We start from the raw sequence: 20,956 nt of genomic DNA, 5'->3' as shown, positions 1-20,956 counted from the left end.
TCAGGGCACCGGCAGCTGTGCGCGCAGCTCGGCGAGCACCTGGGCGGGCGTTCGGCCCGCCGATCGGGCCTCCCGGGTGAGCGCGAGCCGGTGCCCGAGCACGGGCACGAGGATGTCCTGGATGTCGTCGGGGAGCACGAAGTCCCGCCCGGCCAGCGCGGCCCAGGCCCGCGCGAGCGCGACGAGGTGCAGCCCGGCCCGCGGGGAGGCTCCCAGGGCGACGTCGGCGTGATCCCGGGTCGCCCGCACGAGGGCGAGCACATAGCGGTGCACCGCCTCGGCGACGTAGACCCCGCTCACCTGGTCGATCGCCGCGGCCGCGGCTCCCGGGTCGAGGGCGCTCGCAGCCGTGCCATTGCCGCCATTGCCGCCATTTCCGGCATTGCTGCCATTGCTGCCGTTGCCGCCATTGCCGCCATTGCCGCCATTTCCGGTATTGCTGCCATTGCCGCCATGGGGGGCATCGGCGGCGTGCTCGGCATCCGGCCTGCCGGTGAGCACGCGCAACTCGTGCTCGGCGTCCGGGTAGCCGATCGAGGTCTGGGCCATGAAGCGGTCCCGCTGGGCCTCGGGCAGGGGATAGGTGCCGGCCATCTCCACCGGGTTCTGCGTCGCGATGACCATGAACGGCTCGGGCAGGGCGTGCGTCGTGCCGTCCACCGTGACCTGACGCTCCTGCATCGCCTCGAGCAGCGCCGACTGGGTCTTCGGCGAGGCCCGGTTGATCTCGTCGCCGATGACCACCGTCGCGAACAGCGGCCCGGGGCGGAACTCGAACTCGTTCAACTGCTGCCGGTAGATCGTGATTCCGGTGAGGTCCGAGGGCAGCAGGTCCGGGGTGAACTGGATCCGCCCGACCGTGCCGCCCACGGCCCGGGCCAGTGCCTTGGCCAGGGTCGTCTTGCCCACGCCGGGCACGTCCTCGAGCAACAGGTGCCCCCGGGCGAGGAAGACCGCGCTCGCGAGCCGGACCACCTCGGGGCGACCGTGCAGGGACCGAGCCAGCGAGCGCTCGAGGCCCGTGAGGTCGAGGGTGAGTGTGGCCGATGTCATAACGAGAGCCTAATCCAGCGCCCGGCGGGGCGGGACCGGGCGGGGCACCCGGACGTGTGGGATCGCGGATCCCTCCACCAGCAGGATCCTGAGGATTCCGCCGATCGGAGTCGATGATTCGGGCCCGTATCCGTTGACGAGGGAGGGAAGTGGAGTAATGTGGGGCCTGTTGGTGTAGCCGGGATGAAGATCGGGGGTGACATGTTCCTCGGAACGTACGAGCCGAAGCTCGACGACAAGGGTCGGTTGATCCTGCCCGCGAAGTACCGCGAGGCCATGGCACCGGGCGTGATCGTCACCCGCGGGCAGGAGCGCTGCCTCTACGCCTTCCCCCGCCAGCGCTTCGAACAGGTGCTCGCCGAACTCGAGGACTCCCCGCTCACCTCCAAGCAGAACCGCGCCTACACCCGCGTGTTCCTCTCGGGCGCCTCGGACGAGATCCCCGACAAGCAGGGCCGGGTCACGATCCCGGCCGTGTTGCGCAAGTACGCGGGCCTGAGCCGCGATCTCGCGGTGATCGGCTCCGGCACCAAGATCGAGATCTGGGACGCCGCGGCCTGGCAGACCTACCTCGAGGAACAGGAAGACCTCTACACCGAGCTGACCGAGGAGGTGGTGCGCGGCCTCTGATTCGGATCGCCACAGGGCGAGGTCTCTCACCGCGGTTCTGACGCACTTCCCCGGCGGCAGAACCAGTCGGGGGGAGTCCTGGCCAGGTGGCTCCGACAGCCGCCCTCCCGGTCCGCTCCACCCCGCTCCACCGATCCCTCCACATCGCTCCACCCGTTCCCCTCGCCCCGATCCGAAAGCAGCCCATGGACCAGCCACGCAGCGGCGGCCCCGCAGCCGGCCCCTCGCCGGGAGAGCGGCACGTGCCGGTGCTCGCGCAGCGCTGCGTCGACCTGCTCGCGCCCGCGCTCGGTGCCCGCGGGGCGACGGTCGTCGATGCCACGCTCGGCATGGGGGGCCACAGCGACCTGCTGCTCGAGACGTTCCCCGGCCTGCGGGTCCTCGGCATCGACCGCGACCCGCAGGCGCTCGACCTGGCGAGCGAGCGGCTCGCGCGCCATCGCGACCGGTTCACGCCGGTTCACGCCGTCTACGACGAGGTGAGCGACGTCGTCGCCACGCACGTGCCCGGCCCGGGCGGAGGGACCGTCCAGGGAGTCCTGTTCGACCTGGGCGTCTCCTCCCTCCAACTCGACGAGCCGGACCGCGGGTTCGCCTACTCCCGGGACGCGCCGCTGGACATGCGGATGGATCAGACGAGGGGGACGACGGCCGCCGACCTGATCGCGAGCGCGCCCGAGGCCGAGCTGCGCCGGATCCTGTCCTGGTACGGCGAGGAGAAGTTCGCAGGTCGGATCGCCGCCGCGATCGTCCGCACCCGCGATCTCGACCCGATCACCCACTCGGCGGCCCTCGTCGACCTCGTCCGCGGGGCCATTCCGGCGGCGGCCCGGCGCACCGGCGGGAATCCCGCCAAACGTACCTTCCAGGCGCTGCGGATCGCCGTGAACGCCGAACTCGACGTGCTCGAACGCGCGATCCCCGCGGCGATCGACTCGATCGGCGTCGGCGGCCGCATCGTGGTGCTCTCCTACCAGTCGCTCGAGGACCGGCTCGTCAAGCGCGCCTTCACCGCCGGGGCCACCTCGACCGCGCCCCCGGACCTGCCCGTGGAACTGCCCGACCACGCGCCGTTCCTGCGGCTGCTCACGCGCGGGGCCGAGCGTGCCGACGCCGAGGAGATCGAGCGCAACCCGCGGGCCGCCTCGGTCCGACTCCGCGCCGTCGAGCGGATCCGTCCCCTGCCGAAGGAGGTCTCATGACCGCCGCCCGCGCCGTTCGCGCCCCGGCCACCCGGCCGTCCGCCCCGGCCACCCGCCGCCCGAAGCTGCGGCTCGTCCACGCCCCCGCCGCGGCGCGCTCCCGCGTGCCGTTCTTCCTCCTGTGCATCACGATCCTCGGAGGAGCGATGCTCGTGGCCCTCATGCTCAACACGTCCATGGCGGCGACCGCCTACGACATCCACTCCACCGAGGTGGAGCTCGCGCGGCTCTCGCAGACCAACCAGGAACTCGCGACCGAGGTCGACGAGCTCTCGGCGCCCGCCCGGCTGGCCCGGCGCGCCACGGAGCTCGGCATGGTCCGCAGCGCCGAGGTGAGCTTCATCCGCCTGGCCGACGGGAGCGTCGTGGGCCCGAAGGTGGAGGGCGGCGGTGAGTAGCCCGATGACGGCGGTCGGCGACCCGGCCAAGCGCCAGAAGTGGATCATGGCGATCGTGCTCGTGCTCGTCATCGTCTTCGCCGCCCGGCTCGTGTACGTGCAGGCGATCGCGGGCCCGGCGCTCGCGCAGGAGGGGCGCAACCTGCGGGTGAGCAGGCCCGAGCCGATCCCCGCCGCCCGGGGCCAGATCCTCGACGCGAACGGCGTCGTGCTCGCGACCACGGTCGAGACCTTCGACATCCGCGCCGACCTCTCCCAGCTGCCCGACTACGTGCTCACCGACGACGAGGGCGAGACGATCGGCCGCGGCGCCCTCGCCGCCGCCGACCAGCTCATCTCCGTGCTCGGCAGCCCCGCCGGGGTCGAGGACGCCGCCTACCGCGCCGAGCTCGGCGCCGACCTCGTGGGAACGAACGGCTGGTACCTCATCGCCGCCGGCGTCACGCGCGAGCTCTGGGATCAGGTCCGTGAGCTCGGGATCCCCGGCCTGTACGCCGAGCACTCGCAGCGCCGGGAATACCCCAATCAGACCGTGGCCGGCTCGATGCTCGGCTTCGTCGACGGCAGCGGCGAGGGCGCGGCGGGCCTCGAGTACCGGCTGCAGTCCGAGCTCTCCGGGACCGACGGCTCCCAGGTGCTCGAACGCGGCGTCGGTGGCCAGACCATCCCCACCGGCATCCAGGAGGTCACCCCGGCCGTGCCGGGCTGCGACGTCACCTTGACGATCGACTCGGATCTGCAGTGGCACAGCCAGCAGGTGCTCGACGAGACGGTCGAGACCTACGGCGCCGAATGGGGGGCGGCCGTCGTCATCGAGGCCGACACCGGCCGCGTGCTCGCGCTCGCCGACTCGGGCTCGGGCAACCCGAACAAGCCCGGCAAGGGGCCGGACTCGGCGTGGCGGCTCAACTCCGTCCAGGGCTTCTACGACCCGGGCTCGACCGGGAAGGTGCTCACCGTGCTCTCCGCCCTCGAGGAGGGCGAGGTCGAGCCGGAGACCGCGATCAACGACCCGTATCAGCTCACGACCCCGAACGGGCAGACCTTCACCGATCACAGCCCGCACCCCGACCAGGTCCTCACCGTCGCCGGCGTGCTCGCCCAGTCCGCCAACACCGGCACGATCAACATCGGCTCGCGCATGAGCGACGAGACCCGGTACGAGTACATGCGCCTCATGGGCTGGGGCGAGCCCACCGGGATCGAGCTGCCGAACGAGACCGCCGGACTCGTTCCCGAGCCGGACACCTGGGACGGCCGCCAGCGGTACACCACCATGTTCGGGCAGGGTCTCAACGTCAGCCTGCTGCAGAACACCGGGGTCTTCGCCACCGTCGCGAACGACGGGGTGGCCATCGCCCCGCGCCTCATCGACTCGATGAACTGCGACGGGCGGACCACGGTGCCGGAGCGGCCCGATCCCGTGCGGGTCGTCTCGGCCGAGCACAGCCGGGAGATGATCCGGATGCTCGAATCGGTGGTCAACGCCGATCACGGCACGGGAAAGCGCGCCGGCCTGCAGAACTACCGGGTCGCGGGCAAGACCGGCACCGCGCAGATCCGGGACCGGGCCGGCGGCCTGACCGACACGGCCGCCTCCTTCGTGGGCATCACCCCCGCCGAGGATCCCGAGCTCATCATCGGCGTGGTCGTCTACCGGCCCACGAGCGGCTTCTACGGCGGCACGATCGCCGCGCCCGTGTTCCACGACATCGCCAACTACGCGCTTCCGAGCCGGGGGATCGAGCCCTCGACCACGGACCCGAAGCCGTACCGGCTCGTCGTGGACGACGGATCGTGACGGGTTGTGACGGGCCGTGACGAAGCCGACGTTCCCGGGGCGCCGTCCCCCCGCGGACCCGGGACGGCGGTAGATTGCGGGCAGGACCGGCTCCGGCCGGAGCGAAGACCAGACCAGGGAGGAGGCGTGGGCATCCGCCCCGCACCTACGAGACACGATGATCGCGCTGACACCGTCCCTAGCCGCCGAGCTCCTCGGCGCCACCCTTGAACCCGGGACCCCACCGACCGCAGCGGCGGAGTTGACCGACGCGGTCGTCGACTCCCGCAAGGTGAGGCCCGGATCCCTCTTCGTGGCGCTCCCGGGCGACCACGTCGACGGCCACGACTACGTGGCCACGGCCCACGCCGCCGGCGCCGCCGCCGCCCTCGTGAGCAGACTCGTGCCCGGCGGGGGACCCCAGATCCTCGTGAGCGACCCCGCCGCCGCCCTCGGCACCCTGGCCCGCCACCACCTGGCCGGGCTGCGGGAGCGGGCGGCCGCGGCCGGGCGCCCCTTCGACGTCGTGGCCGTGACCGGTTCGGTGGGCAAGACGACCACGAAGGATCTGCTCGCCGCGCTGCTCGGCGAGCTCGGCGAGGTCGTCGCCCCCGTCGCCTCCTTCAACAACGAGATCGGCCTGCCGCTCACGGTGCTGAGCGCCGGGGAGCAGACCCGCACCCTCGTGCTCGAGATGGGCGCCGACGCCCCCGGCAACCTCACCTACCTCACCTCGATCGCGCCGCCCGACCTGGCGATCGTGCTCAAGGTCGGCCGCGCGCACCTGCAGGGCTTCGGCTCGATCGAGGGGGTCGCCCGCGCCAAGGCCGAGCTGGTCGAGGGGCTGCGCCCCGGCGGGGTCGCGCTGCTCAACCTCGACGACCCGCGGGTGGCCGCGATGGCCGGCCTGACCGAGCACGTGCGCACCTTCGGGGAGAGCCCGGAGGCCGACTTCCGCGCCACCCACGTGCGCACCGACGACGACGGCCGCGCGTCCTTCACCCTGACCGGACGCGCCGGCGGTGCGGCGGGCGCAACGAGCCCGACCGAGGTGAGTCTGGCCCTCGTGGGGGAGCATCACGTCGTGAACGGCCTCGCCGCCGCCGCCGCGGCCCTCCTACTGGGGCTGAGCGCGGACGCCGTCGCCGCCCGACTGGCGCGCACGGGCCCGGCCAGCGCCCACCGCATGCACCTGATCGACACCGCCGGCGGCATCCGGATCGTCGACGACGCCTACAACGCCAACCCCGAATCGGTCCGGGCCGCGCTCAAGGCCCTCGCGGCCATGAGCGTGCGGGCCGGTGCGGGCCGAGAGCGGCGCCGCACCATCGCCGTGCTCGGGGAGATGCGCGAGCTCGGCCCGGACAGCATCGGCGAACACGATGCGATCGGCCGGCTGGCCGTGCGGCTGAACATCGACAAGCTCCTCGTGGTCGGCGAGGGCGCCCGCCCGATCCACACCGGCGCCGTCCAGGAGGGCTCCTGGGGGGCCGAGGCCGCCCATGTCGACACGATCGAGGAGGCCCTGACCGTGCTGCTGACCGAGCTGCGCCCCGGCGACATCGTGTTGCTCAAGTCCTCCAACGGCGCCGGGCTGGCCCGGCTCGCCGACCGGCTCGTCGCCGACCTCGCCGAGGTGAGTGCCCCGTGATCGCCGTCCTCGTCGCGGGCGGCGTGAGCCTGCTCGTCTCACTCTCCGGCACCTCGCCGTTCATCCGCTTCCTCACGCGCCGCAACTACGGCCAGTTCATCCGCCAGGACGGCCCCACCGCCCACTTCACCAAGCGCGGCACCCCGACGATGGGCGGGGTGGTCATCATCGGCGCGACCCTCGCCGGGTTCGCGCTGGCGTTCGTGTTCGCGGGCCGGCTGCCGTCGATCTCGGGGCTGCTGCTGCTCTTCCTCATGGTCGGGCTCGGGGTCATCGGCTTCCTCGACGACTTCATCAAGATCAGCCGGCAGCGTTCCCTCGGCCTCAGTCCGGTCTGGAAGATCGTCGGCCAGGGCGCCGTGGGCGTCGTCTTCTCCGTGCTCGTGCTGCAGTTCCCCAACGAGCGCTTCCGCACGCCCGCCTCGACCCAGATCTCCTTCACCCGGGACCTCGGCTGGGACCTGGCCTACTGGGGCGTGGGGCTGGGCGTCGTGCTCTTCGTGCTGTGGTCGAACTTCCTCATCACCGCCTGGTCGAACGCGGTGAACCTGACCGACGGGCTCGACGGGCTCGCCACGGGCGTGAGCATGCTCGTCTTCGGGGCCTACGTCGTGGTCACGCTGTGGCAGTCGAACCAGAACTGCCAGAACCTCTCCCAGGTGGGCGGTGGGTGCTACGAGGTCCGCGATCCCCAGGATCTGGCCATCGCCTCGGCCGCCATCGTCGGCGCCTGCGTCGGCTTCCTGTGGTGGAACGCCTCGCCCGCGCGGATCTTCATGGGCGACACCGGCTCCCTCGCCCTCGGCGGCGCCCTCGCCGGCCTGTCGATCCTCACCCGCACCGAGCTGCTCACCGCGATCATCGGGGGCCTGTTCGTGCTCATCGTGCTCTCCGATGTCATCCAGATCGGCTTCTTCAAGGCCACCGGCAGGCGCGTGTTCAAGATGGCCCCGCTGCACCACCACTTCGAGCTCAAGGGCTGGGCGGAGGTGACGATCGTCATCCGCTTCTGGATCATCGCCGCCCTGTTCGTCGCGGTCGGCGTCGCGATCTTCTACGGGGAGTGGATCGCGCGGTGACCTCGCTCGAGCCGAACCGGCGGTTCGCGGCGCCGCTCGCGGACCCGTCCGCGCGGCGCGGCCCGGAGGCGTTCGCAGGCGCCCACGTGCTCGTCGCCGGCTGGGGCGCCACCGGCCGGTCCGCCACCGCGGCGCTCACCGAGCTCGGCGCGCGCGTGACCGTGCTCGAGGGAGGGTCGCCCGCGGAGCTGTCCGGCCTGCCCGCGGCGGTCGAGGTGATTACGGACGACGACCCGCACCGTCTCGCCGACCGCGCCCGATCCGCGGTCGCCGCGGGCGCGAGCCTGCTCGTCGCCTCCCCGGGGTGGGCGCCGAGCCATCCCGTGATCCGCGCGGTGGGCGGCCGACGCGGCACGGGTGACGAGAGCGGACAGAGCAGGCAGGGCGGAGAGGGCGGACGGAGCCGACAGAGCCGACAGAGCCGACAGAGCGGACGGTCGATACCGATCTGGAGCGAGGTCGAGCTCGCCTGGCACCTGAGCGACCCGGCCACGCACTGGCTCACCCTGACCGGAACGAACGGCAAGACCACGACCGTGGGGATGCTCGCCGCGATCCTGGCCGCGGCGGGGCGCAACGCCCCCGCCGTCGGCAACGTCGGCGTGCCGATCGCCACGACCGTGCTCGGCTCCCGCGGCTCCGGCCGGCCACTCGACGCCCTCGCGGTGGAACTGTCGAGCTTCCAGCTCCACTTCACCTCCTCCGTCTCCGCCGTGGCCAGCGCCGTGATCAACCTCGCCGACGACCACCTCGACTGGCACGGCTCGGCCGAGGCGTATGCCGCGGACAAGGGCCGCATCCACACCCACACCCGGCGCGCGTGCATCTACAACGACGCGAGCCCGATCACCCGGGAGCTCGTCGAGCGGGCCGACGTGATCGAGGGCGCCCGGGGGATCGGGTTCACCCTCGCCGCCCCCGCCGTGGGCCAGGTCGGCCTCGTCGAGACCGCGCTCGTGGACCGGGCCTTCATCCACGGGCGGCACTCTCACGGTCAGGTGCTCGCGGACCTGAGCGACCTGGCCCGGCTCGCCGGCCCGACCGGACTCGCCCCGCACCTGGTCGCCGACGCCCTCGCCGCGGCGGCGCTCGCCCGCGCCGACGACGTGCCCCCCGAGGCCGTCACCGGCGGACTGCGGGCCTACGACCCGGGCCGCCACCGCCTCGAGGACGTCGCCACCGTGGCCGGCGTGCACTACGTCGACGACTCGAAGGCCACGAACGCCCACGCCGCCGCGGCGGCCCTCGCCGGGCACCCGGCCTCCTCGATCGTGTGGATCGCCGGCGGGCTCGCCAAGGGCGCCCGGTTCGACGAGCTCGTGTCCGCGCATGGCCACCGGCTGCGGGCCGCCGTGCTCATCGGCGTCGACGAGGAGCCGTTCACCGACGCGCTCACGCGACACGCGCCGCAGGTCCCGCGCGTACGCGTCGACCCAGGCGACGATGATGTGATGCGATCCGCGATCCGAGCCGCCGCCGCGCTCGCCCACCCGGGCGACACGGTCCTGCTCGCCCCCGCGGGAGCCTCGATGGACCAGTTCGCGAGCTATGCGGCCCGGGGCGAGGCCTTCGTCCGGGCGGTGCGCGACCTCGAGGCGCAGGCATGAGCGTGATCGAGCGGCCCGGCCGTGCCGCCCGGGGCCGAGCGCCCGCGGCGAGCGACGCCGTCCCCAAACGATCGAGCCGGCGGATCGCGGCCTGGGACGCGCCGACCGCCACCTACTATCTCGTGGTCGGCACGACCGCGGCGCTGCTGGCGATCGGGCTGGTCATGGTGCTGTCGGCCTCGACCGTCTACTCGCTCAAGGCCACCGGCGGGCGCACCCCGTTCGAGGGCTTCCTCTCGCAGGCGAAGTTCGCGCTGCTCGCGCTGCCGCTCATGATCGTCGTCTCCCGGCTCAAGGTCTCGTGGCTGCGGTTCCTCAGCTGGCCGATCCTGCTCCTCACCGCCGCGATGCAGCTGCTGCTGTTCGTGCCGGCGTTCCGGCTGAGCAAGGGCGGGAACGCGGCGTGGGTCTCGATCGCCGGGCAGAACTTCCAGCCGAGCGAGTTCGCCAAGTTCGGGCTCGCCGTGTGGCTCGGGGCCGTGCTCGCAGCGAAGGGGCCGCTGCTCAAGGACTGGAAGCACGTGCTGCTGCCCGGCGGCGTCATGTCGGCCTACATGATCGGCATGGTGTTCTACACCCGGGATCTGGGCACCGCGCTCATCTTCGGACTCCTCATCGCCGGCGCCTTCTGGGTGGCCGGGGTGCCGCGGATCATGTTCTACGGGGTGGGCATGGTCGCGGTCGGGGTGGTCGCCGCGTTCGTCGTCTCCTCCGGCAACCGGATGCACCGCATCACGGAGTTCCTCGGCCGGGGGGAGTCGGATCCGCTCGGCACGAGCATGCAGTCGATCCGCGCGCTGCAGGGGTTCGGCACGGGCGGCCTGTTCGGGGTGGGTCTCGGAGCGTCCCGGTCGAAGTGGCTCTATCTGCCCGAGGCCGACAACGACTTCATCTTCGCGATCATCGGGGAGGAGCTCGGGCTGCTCGGCGCGCTCGTGGTGCTCGGGCTGTACCTGCTGCTCGCGATCGGGATGATGCGCATCATCAAGCGCCACCCGGACCCGTTCGCCAAGATCGCCACCGCCGCGATCGCCGCCTGGGTGATCGGCCAGGCGCTCATCAACATCGCCAGTGCGATCGGCATGGCCCCGGTCATCGGGGTGCCGTTGCCGCTCATCTCCTCGGGAGGATCCTCGTTGGTCACCACCATGGCCGCGCTCGCGTTCGTCATCGCGTTCGCGCGCACCGAACCCGGCTGCCGGGAGGTGCTGCAGGCGCGTTCGGCGGGCCTGCGGTCCTCGCTCGCCGTGCTCGCCCCGAGGCGCGGGCGTGGCTGAGCGCCGGGTCGTGCTCGCCGGGGGAGGCTCCGCGGGCCACGTCAACCCCCTCCTGGCCACCGCCGCGGGCCTGCGGGCGGCGGGCATCGAGGTGACCGTCCTGGGAACCGCGGAGGGCCTCGAGGCGGACCTCGTGCCCGCGGCCGGATTCGACCTCGTGCCGATCCCGAAGGTGCCGCTGCCACGCCGACCCTCGCCGGCCCTGTTCACCTTCCCCTCCCGGTGGCGCGCCGCAGTCGCCGCGGCCCGCGCGGCCATCGAGGACAGCCCCCGGGCGGGGGCGGTCGTCGGCTTCGGCGGCTACGTCTCCACCCCCGCCTATCTGGCCGCCCGCAGCGCGGGCGTGCCCGTGGTCATCCACGAGCAGAACGCCCGGCCCGGCCTCGCGAACCGGCTCGGCGCCCGGTTCGCGCACACGATCGCCCTCACGTTCCCCGGCACACCGCTGCGATCCCGCCGCCACACCGTGACCGTGGGCCTGCCGCTGCGGCCACAGATCTCCGAGCTCATCGAGGCCCGGCGGCGCGACGCCCGGGCCGCCCGGGTCGCCGGCGCCGCCGCGCTCGGGCTCGACCCGGACCGGCCGATCGTGCTCGTCACGGGCGGCTCACTCGGGGCGCAACGCCTGAACGAGACCATGCCCGCCGCGGCCCCCGCCCTGCTCGGCACCGGGGCGCAGGTCTACCACCTGACCGGGCGCGGCAAGTCCGCCGGACCCACTGGATCTGCCGGATCTACTGGATCTGACGAGCCTGATGGGAACGGCGGGCCAGGCCCGGACTATCACGTGGCCGAGTACCTCGTGGACATGGCCCAGGCGCTCGCCTGCGCGGACCTGGTCGTCTGCCGCGCCGGCGCCGGCACGGTCGCCGAGCTCACGGCGCTCGGTCTCCCCGCGATCTACGTGCCGCTGCCCGTGGGCAACGGCGAGCAGCGCCTCAACGCGGCCGATGTCGTGACCGCCGGCGGGGGAGTGCTCGTTCCCGATTCCGAGTTCACCCCGGCCTGGGTGGAGTCGGTCGTCGTGCCGCTGCTCGAGGATTCCGCGGCGCTCGCGGAGATGGCCGACCGTGCGGCCTCCGCGGGCGTCCAGGACGGCGCCGAGCGGCTCACCGCGACGATCCTCGCCATCCTCGCCGGCTCCGAGGACGGGGCAGACGGCGGGGCCGGTGACGGCTCCGAGGACGGCGCCGGCGACGGGGCCGACGGTGGTGCCGGCGAGGCGACCCCGGGGGCGTCGTCATGAGGATCCACTTCATCGCCATCGGCGGGGCCGGGATGAGCGTCGTGGCCGAGCTGCTGCTCGCCGCCGGACACGACGTCCAGGGCTCCGACCAGCGCGAGTCGACCGCGCTCGACCGGCTCCGCGGCCTCGGCGCCCGGGTCTGGGTGGGCCACGACGCCGACCACGTCGCCGGGGCCGACCTCGTGGTCGTCTCCACCGCGATCCGCGAGAACAACGTCGAGCTCGTCGCGGCCCGGGCGGGCGGCATCGAGGTGATCCACCGCTCCGAGGCGCTCGCGATGGCCGCCGCGGACGCCGACTTCGTGGCCGTCGCCGGGGCGCACGGGAAGACCTCGACCTCGGGCATGCTGGCCGTCGCGCTCCGGGAGGCCGGGCTCGATCCCGGGTTCGCCGTGGGTGCGATCGTCGTCGGCGTCGGCTCCGGGGCCCACGCGGGCACGGGCCCGTTCGTGGCCGAGGCCGACGAGTCGGACGGCTCGTTCCTCAACTACCGCCCCCGGATCGGGATCGTCACGAACATCGAACCCGACCACCTCGATCACTACGGCAGCGTCCGCGCGGTCTACACCGCCTTCGAGGAGTTCGCAGGCCGGATCGTTCCCGGCGGGCTGCTCGTCGCCTGCGCCGATGACATCGGCTCGGCGGCGCTCGCGGCCCTCGCGGCCGCCCGGGGGATCCGCGCCTGCACGTACGGCACCTCGCCGGGGGCCGACGTCCGCCTCGAGCACCTGCATTCCGGGGCCGGGAGCGCGAGCGCGGTGCTCACCACCGACGACCTGTCGCTGCGGCTCGACCTGGCCGTGCCCGGGGAGCACAACGTGCTCAACGCCGCCGCGGCCTGGTGCGCCGGGGTGGAGCTCGGGGTGTCGCCGGTGGCGATGGCGGACGCGCTGGCCACCTTCGGCGGCACGTCCCGCCGGTTCGAGACCAAGGGCGAGGTCGGCGGCATCCGCGTGATCGACGACTACGCCCACCACCCCACGGAGGTCACCGCCCTCCTGCGCACGGCCCGGCAGGTCGCCGGACCGGGCCGGGTGCTCGCCGTGTTCCAGCCGCACCTGTTCTCCCGCACGGCCGCGTTCGCCGCGGAGTTCGCCGGCGCCCTCGCGCTCGCCGACGAGGCGTTCGTGCTGCCGATCTACCCCGCCCGGGAGGAGCCGCAGCCGGGCGTGACCTCCGCGCTCATCACCGATGCCGCGCCCGCCCTGCGGCCCGCGGCCTCGTTCGACGACGCCGTCGACGCGATCCGGCGCGACGCCCGGCCGGGCGACCTCGTGCTCACGATCGGCGCCGGCGACGTGACGGCCCTCGGCCCCCGGCTCGTGGCGTCCCTGCGCGCGCGCCGGGACGGCGACGATGGCTGAGCCGCCGCCGTCCTTCGCGCCGGCGAACCCGCGGCCACGACCGACCCTGCCGACGCCCCCGTCGCCGCCGCCCGATCGGCAGGTCGAGCCGGGGCCCGGCGTCGACGCGGGCCGGGCCGGCGCCGCGAGCCCCCTCAGTCCCGGGAGCCCGATCAGCCCGACCAGCGCGCCGGAGCCGACCGATGGAATCGCGGAGTCGGACGCCCGCCCGGCCGCGATCCCGCCGCGGATCCGGCCGGCCCGGCTGAACCGCCGCACGCCGCCCGTCGAGCTTCCCGGGCCGCCCGCGCGGCCGGCACCGACGGTGAGCACGGGGCTGGCCGACCGGCTCGCCGAACGCAGCGCCGCGCTCCGGGCCCGACGCATGCGCCTGGTCGGCATCGGCGCGGGTGCCCTGCTCGTGCTCGGATTCCTCGGCTGGGTGGTCGGCTTCTCGCCCTGGCTGGCCCTCGAGGAGTCGGAGATCGCCATCACCGGGGGCTCCGCGCAGGCCTCGACCGAGGAGATCGCGGCCTTCGTCACGCCCGCGGTCGGCACGCCGCTCGCCCGCCTCGACACCGCCGGGATGGTCGCCGGGATCGAGTCGATCATCGGCGTCAAGGAGGCGACGATCACCCGCTCATGGCCGCACGGCCTCGAGGTCGACGTCGTCGCGCGCAAGCCCGAGGCCGCGGTCGAGCACGAGGGGGCCTACGTCGTCGTGGATGCCGACGGGGTGGAGCTCAATCACCTCGAGGAGGCGCCCGAGGGGCTGCCCGTGGTCGAGGTGCCGATCGGTGACCTCACCGGTCCGACCGTCGAGGCCGCGCTCACGGTCATGGCCTCGCTGGCCGACGACGTCGAGGTGGCCGCCGTGAGCGCAACCGGTCCGGAGACGATCCGGCTCGAGCTCGCGGACGGCGCAAGGGTCGAGTGGGGCAGCGCCGAGGAGAGCGACCTCAAGGCCGCCGTGCTCGAGACCCTGCTCCAGGTGGAGGCGTCGGTCTACAACGTCGCCGAGCCGCTCTCACCCACGACCTCCTGATCGGCCCGGTGCGGCCCGGCGCGGACCCGTGACCACGCCGGTGTGGGGGATCCGCTCCGCCCGGTGGTGACCCGCCCGCGAAACACGCCCGCGAATGTCGTTGCCCCCGACGGCCCGCACACCTACGGTCATCGGTGCAGGAAAATGACATAACTTTAAGCCTCTACCTGAGGTTGAAGGTTGCGATCGGCGACGAGAGGGAACGACGTGGCGGCACCGCAGAACTACCTGGCGGTCATCAAAGTCGTGGGCATCGGCGGTGGCGGTGTCAATGCCGTCAACCGGATGATCGAGGTCGGGTTGAAGGGCGTGGAGTTCATCGCCGTCAACACCGATGCGCAGGCGCTCTTGATGTCCGATGCCGACGTCAAGCTCGACGTCGGCCGCGAGCTCACCCGCGGCCTCGGTGCCGGGGCCGACCCGGAGGTCGGCAAGAAGGCCGCCGAGGACCACTCCGAGGACATCGAGGAGGTGCTGCGCGGGGCCGACATGGTCTTCGTCACCGCCGGTGAGGGCGGCGGCACGGGCACCGGGGGAGCCCCGGTCGTGGCGAAGATCGCCCGCTCGCTCGGAGCCCTGACGATCGGCGTGGTCACGCGCCCGTTCACGTTCGAGGGGCGCCGCCGCGGCGTCCAGGCCGACTCCGGCATCGAGGCGCTGCGCGCCGAGGTCGACACGCTCATCGTCATCCCGAACGACCGCCTGCTCTCGATCTCCGACCGCAACGTCTCGGTGCTCGATGCGTTCAAGTCGGCCGACCAGGTGCTCCTCTCCGGTGTTCAGGGCATCACCGACCTCATCACCACCCCGGGCCTGATCAACCTCGACTTCGCCGACGTCAAGTCCGTCATGCAGGGCGCCGGCAGCGCGCTCATGGGCATCGGTTCCGCCCGCGGGGAGGACCGCGCCGTCCAGGCCTCCGAGCTGGCGATCTCCTCGCCGCTGCTCGAGGCGAGCATCGACGGCGCCCACGGCGTGCTGCTCTCCATCCAGGGCGGCTCCGACCTCGGCCTGTTCGAGATCCACGAGGCCGCGCGCCTCGTGCAGGAGGCGGCCCACCCGGAGGCGAACATCATCTTCGGTGCCGTGATCGACGACGCCCTCGGCGACGAGGTCCGCGTGACCGTCATCGCCGCCGGCTTCGATTCCGGCAGCCCCACGCCGCGCAAGCAGGTGCCCGCCGCGCGTCCGGCCGCGCAGCCGGCGGTTCCCGCCGTGCCCAGCCGGGTGCCTGAGGACGACGCAGCACCCCTTCCGTCGGTCGCCTCGCCCGCGCGGCCCGCGCCGGAGCCCCAGCGGCCCGCGGAGCCGGCGCCCCGGCGCGCGGACCAGTGGAACGGGTCCGGCACCTCGCCCGCCGTCACCTCGGCCCCCGAGGTGAGCATGGAGGTGCCGCGCGTCTTCGCCGACGAGCCCCGACGCCGCTCGAGCGACGACGACCTGGACGTGCCCGACTTCCTCAAGTGAGCGACGTCGCGCGCTTCCCTCCGACACGCCGACCCGGCTGCCCGCTCCGTCGGGCCCGCTGGTCTAGCGTCTGGAACACGATCAGCCACCACTCAAGGGAGCAACCATGGCCGGAGCGCTGCGCAAGACCATGCTGTACCTCGGCCTCTCGGAGGCCCAGCAGGAAGAGCAGGACCGCCAGGAGGTGATGGAGACGGATTACATCGACGAGGCGAACTACGAGGACGACTACCGTCACGTGGAGCAGGCCGAGATCACGCCGCTGCCCACGGCCCGCTCGAGCCTGCGGCGGATCACCACGGTGCACCCGCGCACGTACAACGACGCGAAGGTCATCGGTGAGGCGTTCAGGTCCGGCACGCCGGTCATCATGAACCTGACCGAGATGAGCGACGCGGACGCCAAGCGGCTCGTGGACTTCTCGGCCGGGCTCGTGTTCGGACTGCGCGGCGCGATCGAGCGCGTGACCAACAAGGTGTTCCTGCTCTCACCCGCCACGGTCGAGATCGCCTCCGAGGAGTCCCAGCCCGAAGGCCAGCAGGCCCGCTTCTTCAACCAGAGCTGAGTGTGCAGATCCTCCTGAGCGTCGCCTACCTGGTGGTGCTGCTGTTCATGATCACGCTGTTCGTCCGGCTCGTCTTCGACTGGATCCAGGTGTTCGCCCGGGATTGGAAGCCCTCCGGCGTCGTGCTGATCATCGCGGAGGGCGTCTACACGGTGACCGACCCGCCGATCAAGGGGCTGCGCCGACTCATCCCCCCGCTGCGGATCGGCTCGATCGCGCTCGACCTGGCCTTCCTCATCCTCCTCATCGGCTGCTCGATCCTCCTGAACATCCTGGCCGGGATGGCACGGTGACGATGCGCCACCGGATCGGGAGAGACCGCGCCGCGCCATCGGCTAGATTTGTCTCCTGAACCTGCACGACCGACTCACGCTCTCAGACTCGAACGAAAATCCGAGGTGACGACCATGTCCCTGCTCACCGCAGACGACGTCCTCAACAAGAAGTTTCAGCCGACCAAGTTCCGCGAGGGCTACGACCAGGACGAGGTCGATGACTTTCTCGACGAGGTAGTCAACACCCTGCGCGCGGTCTACGCCGAGAACGAGGAGCTCAAGGCCCGCCTCGCCGCCGGTGGCGCGGAGGCGCCGGCCGAGTCGGCCGCCCAGCCGTCGTGGCAGTCCCCGGTCCAGTCCGCCTCGGCCGGAGAGCCGGCGGGCTCGACCCCGTCGCCGGAGGAGTCCTCTCCGCCGGAGCAGCCGGAGGCGATCGTCTCCTCGGCGCCCGTGTCGGCGGCGTCGGTGGCATCGGCCCCGGCCCCCGTGTCGGCGCCTGCGGAGGCCGCGAACGAGCCCGAGTCGGCGACCGGCATGCTGCAGCTCGCCCAGCGGCTCCACGACGAGTACGTCTCCAACGGCAAGACCGAGGCCGACCGCCTCATCAACGAGGCGCGCACCGAGAGCGAGCGGATGGTCGGCGAGGCCGAGGAGGTCCGTAACCGCACGATGAGCCAGCTCGAGACCGAGCGCAACGTGCTCGAGCACAAGATCGACGAGCTCCGCGGCTTCGAGCGCGACTACCGCGCCCGCCTCAAGAGCTACCTCGAGGGCCTGCTGAGCGACGTCGAGGGACGCGGCCCGGGCACCTCCTCGCTCGGTCAGACCAGCCAGACGGGCCAGAACGACCTGCGTCGCTACTGACGCCGCACCGATCATTCTCGGATCGAATCGAACCGGACGGCGGATCCCCTGTGGGTCCGCCGTTCGGCTGCCATGAAGGGCACCCATGACCTCCCGCACCCCCGCCGAACCCACGCCTGAGCGCGAGGAGCCCGGGAGCTCTCCCGCGGTCGATCTCGGCGGGCAGGCCCCCGACGTCGAGGCGGCCAGGCCGAAGTGGTCGCGGCTCGAGGGAACGGACGCGGGGTCCGGCGATGCTGATGAGCCTGGTCGGCCCGACGAGCCCGATGAGCCCGGAGTGCCGACCGGGCAGACCGGGCAGACTACGGCCGATGGACGACGCCGGGTGCCGCTGCTCTTCGTCGTCGGGCTCGCGCTCGTGTACTTCATCGCCGACCAGGCGAGCAAGTTCTGGGCGATGTCGGCGCTGGAGCCCGGCAGCTACCGGCCCGTGATCGGCGATCTGCTCGGCTTCCAGCTCGTCTTCAACTCCGGCGCGGCCTTCTCCCTCGCCGAGGGGATGACCTGGGTGTTCACGATCGCCGCGGCGGGCGTCTCGGTGGTCATCGTGCGCGTGGCCCGCAATCTGCGCTCCCGCGCCTGGGCGCTCGTGCTGGCCGGCCTCCTCGGCGGCACCCTCGGCAACCTGTTCGATCGGCTCTTCCGTGAGCCGGGCTTCGGCCGCGGGTACGTCGTCGACTTCATCAACTACAACGGCTTCTTCGTGGGCAACGTCGCCGACATCTTCATCGTGGCCGCCGCGATCGGCATGGGCGTGCTCACGTTCATGGGGATCGGCTTCGACGGCCGGAGCGACGGTCACGTCGACACAGCCAACACAGCCGACACAACTAACACAGCCGACACAACGGGCACAGCGGACACGACGGGTACAGCCGACACAGCAGAGCCCGCCGACAGCGCCGAGGCAGCCACCCCGGTCGAGTCCGCGCGCGTGGCAGAATCCGCCGAGACGGCCGACCCGTCAGCCACCGCCGATACTGCTGAGTCGGTCGGCTCCGCCCCGGCCGACGGGCCGGACGATTCTCGTGCCTGAGATCCGCTCCCTGCCGGTGCCCGAGGGGCTCGTGGGGGATCGAGTCGACGCCGCCCTGTCCCGGCTCCTGGGGATCAGCCGCACCCGGGCCGCCGAGCTCGCCGAGGCCGGTGGGGTCGCCCTCGACGGCGTCCCGGCCGGGAAGTCCGACCGGCTCGCGCCCGGCGCGTGGATCACGGTGGAGCTCCCCGACGTCCAAGCGCCCCCGCCGCCCGAGCCGGTGCCCGGCCTCCTCATCCGCTACGACGACCCGGACCTCGTCGTCATCGACAAGCCCGTCGGGGTCGCGGCGCATCCGAGCCCCGGGTGGTCCGGGCCCACCGTTCCCGGGGCCCTCGCCGCGGCCGGGTACCAGATCTCCACCTCCGGGGCCGCGGAACGTCAGGGCATCGTGCACCGGCTCGACGCGGGCACGTCGGGCCTGATGATGGTCGCCAAGACCGACCTCGCCTATTCGGTGCTCAAGCGCGCGTTCAAGGAACGCACCGTGACCAAGACCTATCACGCTCTCGTTCAGGGGCTGCCGGACCCGTCGATCGGCACGATCGACGCCCCGATCGGGCGCCACCCCAAGGCCGACTACAAGTTCGCGGTCACGACCGACGGGCGGCCGTCGGTCACCCACTACGAGGTGATCGAGGCCGTGCGGGGCGCGAGCCTGCTCGAGATCGGCCTCGAGACCGGGCGCACCCATCAGATCCGTGTGCACACCTCGGCGATCGGTCACCCCTGCGTGGGCGACCTGACCTACGGCGCCGATCCGTCCCTGGCCCGTCGGCTCGGCCTCACCCGGCAGTGGCTGCACGCGATGGCCCTGGGGTTCCACCATCCCCGCAGCGGGGAGTGGACGGTCGTGCGCAGCGAGTACCCCGAGGATCTCGCCGCCGCGCTCGCGGCCCTGCGCGATCACCCCTGAGCCTGCGCCCGTCCTTCCGGCCAGTCGTCCTTCCGGCCAGTCGTCCTTCCGGCCTGCCGTGGAACCGGTGGTGCAGGCCGGCTGCTCGGTGGGCGCGCGCGGCGGGCGTAAACTGTTCCGCGTGACTCCACTCTCCTATGTCATCGCGGGATCCGAGGCCACCGGCGGAGCCGGTATCCAGGCGGACCTCAAGGCGTTCCAGGCGCTCGGCACGTATGGGATGGGCACGCTCACGTGCATCGTCTCGTTCGACCCGGCGAACGACTGGGGGCACCGTTTCGTTCCGCTCGACCCGCAGGTCATCGCCGACCAGATCGAGGCGGCCACGGCCTGCCACGATCTCGACGTCGTCAAGATCGGCATGCTCGGCACGCCGGCGACGATCGACGTCGTGGCCGACTCGCTCGGGCGCCGGCAGTGGCGGCACGTCGTGCTCGACCCGGTGCTCATCTGCAAGGGCCAGGAGCCGGGTGCTGCGCTCGACACGGACAACGCCCTCAAGGCCCGCATGCTCCCGCTCGCGACCGTGGTCACCCCGAACGTGTTCGAGGCTCGCACCCTCGCCGGGATGGAGTCGATCTCCACGGTGGCGGAGCTCGCCGAGGCGGCCCGCCGCATCCACGCCCTCGGCCCGGCCTACGTCGTGGCCAAGGGCGGCGTCGAACTGCCCGGAGCCGACGCCGTCGACGTCTTCTACGACGGCGAACGGACGATCGCGTTCTCCGCGCCGAAGGTCGGCGATGAGCGCGTGAGCGGAGCCGGCTGCACGTTCGCCGCCGCGATCACGGCCGAGCTTGCCAAGGGGGCGGACGTGCTGGACGCGGTGCGCACGGCCAAGGGCCTCGTGACCCGCGGCATCCACGACCGCCTCGCCTGCCACACGCCGTTCGACGTCCTGCGCCTCGTTCCCGGCGCGGAGGCCGTCGCGGTGACCGAACTGACCCTGGACTGACCGTGGCGCCGGCCGCAGCGGGCGAGTGGCCGATCCGGATCGTGCGGGCTCGCACCCCCGACCGGCTCCGGCAGTGCCATGCGGTGCGGGCCGAGGTGTTCATCGCCGAACAGGGCGTGAGCGCCGCCGAGGAACTCGACGGCCGCGACGACCTTCCCGGCACCGTTCACGTACTCGCGCTCGCCGGCGCGGGCACGCCGGTGGGAACGGCGCGGCTGCTCGCCGATGGCCGCGGCACCGGGCTCGCCGAGCAGGACGCCCCGCCGGGGGAGCGGGGCGAGGGGCTACCGGTCGTGCACATCGGCCGGGTCGCCGTGGTCTCCGGGCTGCGGGGGAGGCAGCTGGGCAGGCGCCTCATGAGCGCACTCGAGGAGATCGCCCTGGCCGAATACGGGCGTGTCGCCGGCGGCGAGCGGGCGGTGCGGGTGGAGTTGTCCGCCCAGGAGAGCGCCCTCGGTTTCTACGAGCGTCTCGGCTATCGCCTCGCGCACGAACGGTATCTCGACGCGGACATGTGGCACCGCGACGCCTGGAAGGTCTGTCGGGGCGATTCCTGAGACGGCCGCCGGG

At 72.6% G+C, this 20,956-nt stretch carries 20 protein-coding genes; 19 read left to right on the top strand and 1 reads right to left on the bottom strand.

Annotation, left to right across the window (positions count from 1 at the left end; translation table 11 throughout):
* Positions 1 to 1,053, bottom strand: coding sequence for a MoxR family ATPase (locus tag GCE65_RS10200; RefSeq protein WP_153878318.1), 1,053 nt, complete (start codon positions 1,051 to 1,053; stop codon positions 1 to 3).
* Between the two features lie 201 nt (positions 1,054 to 1,254).
* Here GCE65_RS10200 and mraZ point away from each other — a divergent pair, with 201 nt between their 5' ends.
* The 19 genes from mraZ (at position 1,255) to GCE65_RS10105 (ending at position 20,943) form a co-directional block, all read left to right on the top strand.
* The gene (mraZ, locus tag GCE65_RS10195) at positions 1,255 to 1,683 is read left to right on the top strand and encodes a division/cell wall cluster transcriptional repressor MraZ (protein WP_152818455.1); all 429 of its coding nucleotides are present in this window, start codon (positions 1,255 to 1,257) and stop codon (positions 1,681 to 1,683) included.
* Positions 1,684 to 1,868: 185 nt separating this feature from the next.
* Positions 1,869 to 2,885 carry a 16S rRNA (cytosine(1402)-N(4))-methyltransferase RsmH gene (gene rsmH / locus GCE65_RS10190; RefSeq protein WP_153878317.1) on the top strand — a complete coding sequence of 339 codons (1,017 nt, stop codon included), beginning with the start codon at positions 1,869 to 1,871 and terminating at the stop codon, positions 2,883 to 2,885.
* Positions 2,882 to 3,283, top strand: a complete 402-nt coding sequence (locus GCE65_RS10185; RefSeq protein ID WP_152818330.1) for a septum formation initiator family protein — start codon at positions 2,882 to 2,884, stop codon at positions 3,281 to 3,283. Before rsmH ends, GCE65_RS10185 begins: the two co-directional genes overlap by 4 nt.
* The gene (locus GCE65_RS10180) at positions 3,276 to 5,084 is read left to right on the top strand and encodes a penicillin-binding protein 2 (protein ID WP_152818329.1); all 1,809 of its coding nucleotides are present in this window, start codon (positions 3,276 to 3,278) and stop codon (positions 5,082 to 5,084) included. Before GCE65_RS10185 ends, GCE65_RS10180 begins: the two co-directional genes overlap by 8 nt.
* A gap of 157 nt (positions 5,085 to 5,241) precedes the next feature.
* On the top strand, positions 5,242 to 6,714 hold the full coding sequence (gene murF / locus GCE65_RS10175; protein WP_153878316.1) for a UDP-N-acetylmuramoyl-tripeptide--D-alanyl-D-alanine ligase: 1,473 nt from the start codon (positions 5,242 to 5,244) through the stop codon (positions 6,712 to 6,714).
* Positions 6,711 to 7,793 (top strand): phospho-N-acetylmuramoyl-pentapeptide-transferase, encoded by a 1,083-nt coding sequence (mraY, locus tag GCE65_RS10170; RefSeq protein ID WP_153878315.1) that lies wholly within the window; start codon positions 6,711 to 6,713, stop codon positions 7,791 to 7,793. Before murF ends, mraY begins: the two co-directional genes overlap by 4 nt.
* On the top strand, positions 7,790 to 9,400 hold the full coding sequence (gene murD, locus GCE65_RS10165) for a UDP-N-acetylmuramoyl-L-alanine--D-glutamate ligase (RefSeq protein WP_228759892.1): 1,611 nt from the start codon (positions 7,790 to 7,792) through the stop codon (positions 9,398 to 9,400). The genes mraY and murD overlap by 4 nt, the downstream gene beginning before the upstream one ends.
* Positions 9,397 to 10,677: a putative peptidoglycan glycosyltransferase FtsW gene (locus tag GCE65_RS10160; protein WP_153878314.1), complete on the top strand. Its 1,281-nt coding sequence runs from the start codon at positions 9,397 to 9,399 to the stop codon at positions 10,675 to 10,677. Before murD ends, GCE65_RS10160 begins: the two co-directional genes overlap by 4 nt.
* Positions 10,670 to 11,923: an undecaprenyldiphospho-muramoylpentapeptide beta-N-acetylglucosaminyltransferase gene (gene murG, locus GCE65_RS10155; RefSeq protein WP_228759891.1), complete on the top strand. Its 1,254-nt coding sequence runs from the start codon at positions 10,670 to 10,672 to the stop codon at positions 11,921 to 11,923. The genes GCE65_RS10160 and murG overlap by 8 nt, the downstream gene beginning before the upstream one ends.
* The gene (gene murC, locus GCE65_RS10150) at positions 11,920 to 13,287 is read left to right on the top strand and encodes a UDP-N-acetylmuramate--L-alanine ligase (RefSeq protein ID WP_153878313.1); all 1,368 of its coding nucleotides are present in this window, start codon (positions 11,920 to 11,922) and stop codon (positions 13,285 to 13,287) included. The genes murG and murC overlap by 4 nt, the downstream gene beginning before the upstream one ends.
* Positions 13,280 to 14,311: a cell division protein FtsQ/DivIB gene (locus GCE65_RS10145; protein ID WP_153878312.1), complete on the top strand. Its 1,032-nt coding sequence runs from the start codon at positions 13,280 to 13,282 to the stop codon at positions 14,309 to 14,311. Before murC ends, GCE65_RS10145 begins: the two co-directional genes overlap by 8 nt.
* Positions 14,312 to 14,518: 207 nt before the next feature.
* Positions 14,519 to 15,778 (top strand): cell division protein FtsZ, encoded by a 1,260-nt coding sequence (gene ftsZ / locus GCE65_RS10140; protein WP_153878311.1) that lies wholly within the window; start codon positions 14,519 to 14,521, stop codon positions 15,776 to 15,778.
* A 106-nt stretch (positions 15,779 to 15,884) separates the two neighbouring features.
* The gene (locus GCE65_RS10135; protein WP_152818322.1) at positions 15,885 to 16,343 is read left to right on the top strand and encodes a cell division protein SepF; all 459 of its coding nucleotides are present in this window, start codon (positions 15,885 to 15,887) and stop codon (positions 16,341 to 16,343) included.
* Between the two features lie 2 nt (positions 16,344 to 16,345).
* Complete coding sequence (locus tag GCE65_RS10130; protein WP_153878310.1) at positions 16,346 to 16,636, top strand: YggT family protein; 291 nt, start codon at positions 16,346 to 16,348, stop codon at positions 16,634 to 16,636.
* A 114-nt stretch (positions 16,637 to 16,750) separates the two neighbouring features.
* A complete protein-coding gene (locus tag GCE65_RS10125; protein WP_152818321.1) occupies positions 16,751 to 17,482 on the top strand; it encodes a DivIVA domain-containing protein in 732 nt (243 codons plus the stop codon).
* A gap of 85 nt (positions 17,483 to 17,567) precedes the next feature.
* Complete coding sequence (locus GCE65_RS10120; protein WP_153878308.1) at positions 17,568 to 18,518, top strand: signal peptidase II; 951 nt, start codon at positions 17,568 to 17,570, stop codon at positions 18,516 to 18,518.
* Positions 18,511 to 19,434 carry an RluA family pseudouridine synthase gene (locus tag GCE65_RS10115; protein WP_153878307.1) on the top strand — a complete coding sequence of 308 codons (924 nt, stop codon included), beginning with the start codon at positions 18,511 to 18,513 and terminating at the stop codon, positions 19,432 to 19,434. The genes GCE65_RS10120 and GCE65_RS10115 overlap by 8 nt, the downstream gene beginning before the upstream one ends.
* A gap of 121 nt (positions 19,435 to 19,555) precedes the next feature.
* Entirely contained in the window at positions 19,556 to 20,386 is an 831-nt protein-coding gene (gene thiD / locus GCE65_RS10110; RefSeq protein ID WP_153878306.1) for a bifunctional hydroxymethylpyrimidine kinase/phosphomethylpyrimidine kinase, read from the top strand.
* A gap of 2 nt (positions 20,387 to 20,388) precedes the next feature.
* Positions 20,389 to 20,943: a GNAT family N-acetyltransferase gene (locus GCE65_RS10105; RefSeq protein WP_153878305.1), complete on the top strand. Its 555-nt coding sequence runs from the start codon at positions 20,389 to 20,391 to the stop codon at positions 20,941 to 20,943.
* The last annotated feature ends 13 nt before the right edge of the window (positions 20,944 to 20,956 follow it).

This window comes from Pseudactinotalea sp. HY158 (assembly GCF_009660225.1).
In the GTDB taxonomy this organism is placed as follows: domain Bacteria; phylum Actinomycetota; class Actinomycetes; order Actinomycetales; family Beutenbergiaceae; genus HY158.
Note: the sequence above shows the minus strand (reverse complement) of the source record. Positions and strands in the feature narration are given on the sequence as shown.

What these genes read in the sequence shown, in the direction of transcription:
- GCE65_RS10200 (WP_153878318.1), bottom strand. Translation starts at nt 1,053, where the DNA reads ATGACATCGGCCACACTCACCCTCGACCTCACGGGCCTCGAGCGCTCG.
- mraZ (WP_152818455.1), top strand. Translation starts at nt 1,255, where the DNA reads ATGTTCCTCGGAACGTACGAGCCGAAGCTCGACGACAAGGGTCGGTTG.
- rsmH (WP_153878317.1), top strand. Translation starts at nt 1,869, where the DNA reads ATGGACCAGCCACGCAGCGGCGGCCCCGCAGCCGGCCCCTCGCCGGGA.
- GCE65_RS10185 (WP_152818330.1), top strand. Translation starts at nt 2,882, where the DNA reads ATGACCGCCGCCCGCGCCGTTCGCGCCCCGGCCACCCGGCCGTCCGCC.
- murF (WP_153878316.1), top strand. Translation starts at nt 5,242, where the DNA reads ATGATCGCGCTGACACCGTCCCTAGCCGCCGAGCTCCTCGGCGCCACC.
- GCE65_RS10160 (WP_153878314.1), top strand. Translation starts at nt 9,397, where the DNA reads ATGAGCGTGATCGAGCGGCCCGGCCGTGCCGCCCGGGGCCGAGCGCCC.
- murC (WP_153878313.1), top strand. Translation starts at nt 11,920, where the DNA reads ATGAGGATCCACTTCATCGCCATCGGCGGGGCCGGGATGAGCGTCGTG.
- GCE65_RS10145 (WP_153878312.1), top strand. Translation starts at nt 13,280, where the DNA reads ATGGCTGAGCCGCCGCCGTCCTTCGCGCCGGCGAACCCGCGGCCACGA.
- GCE65_RS10135 (WP_152818322.1), top strand. Translation starts at nt 15,885, where the DNA reads ATGGCCGGAGCGCTGCGCAAGACCATGCTGTACCTCGGCCTCTCGGAG.
- GCE65_RS10125 (WP_152818321.1), top strand. Translation starts at nt 16,751, where the DNA reads ATGTCCCTGCTCACCGCAGACGACGTCCTCAACAAGAAGTTTCAGCCG.
- GCE65_RS10120 (WP_153878308.1), top strand. Translation starts at nt 17,568, where the DNA reads ATGACCTCCCGCACCCCCGCCGAACCCACGCCTGAGCGCGAGGAGCCC.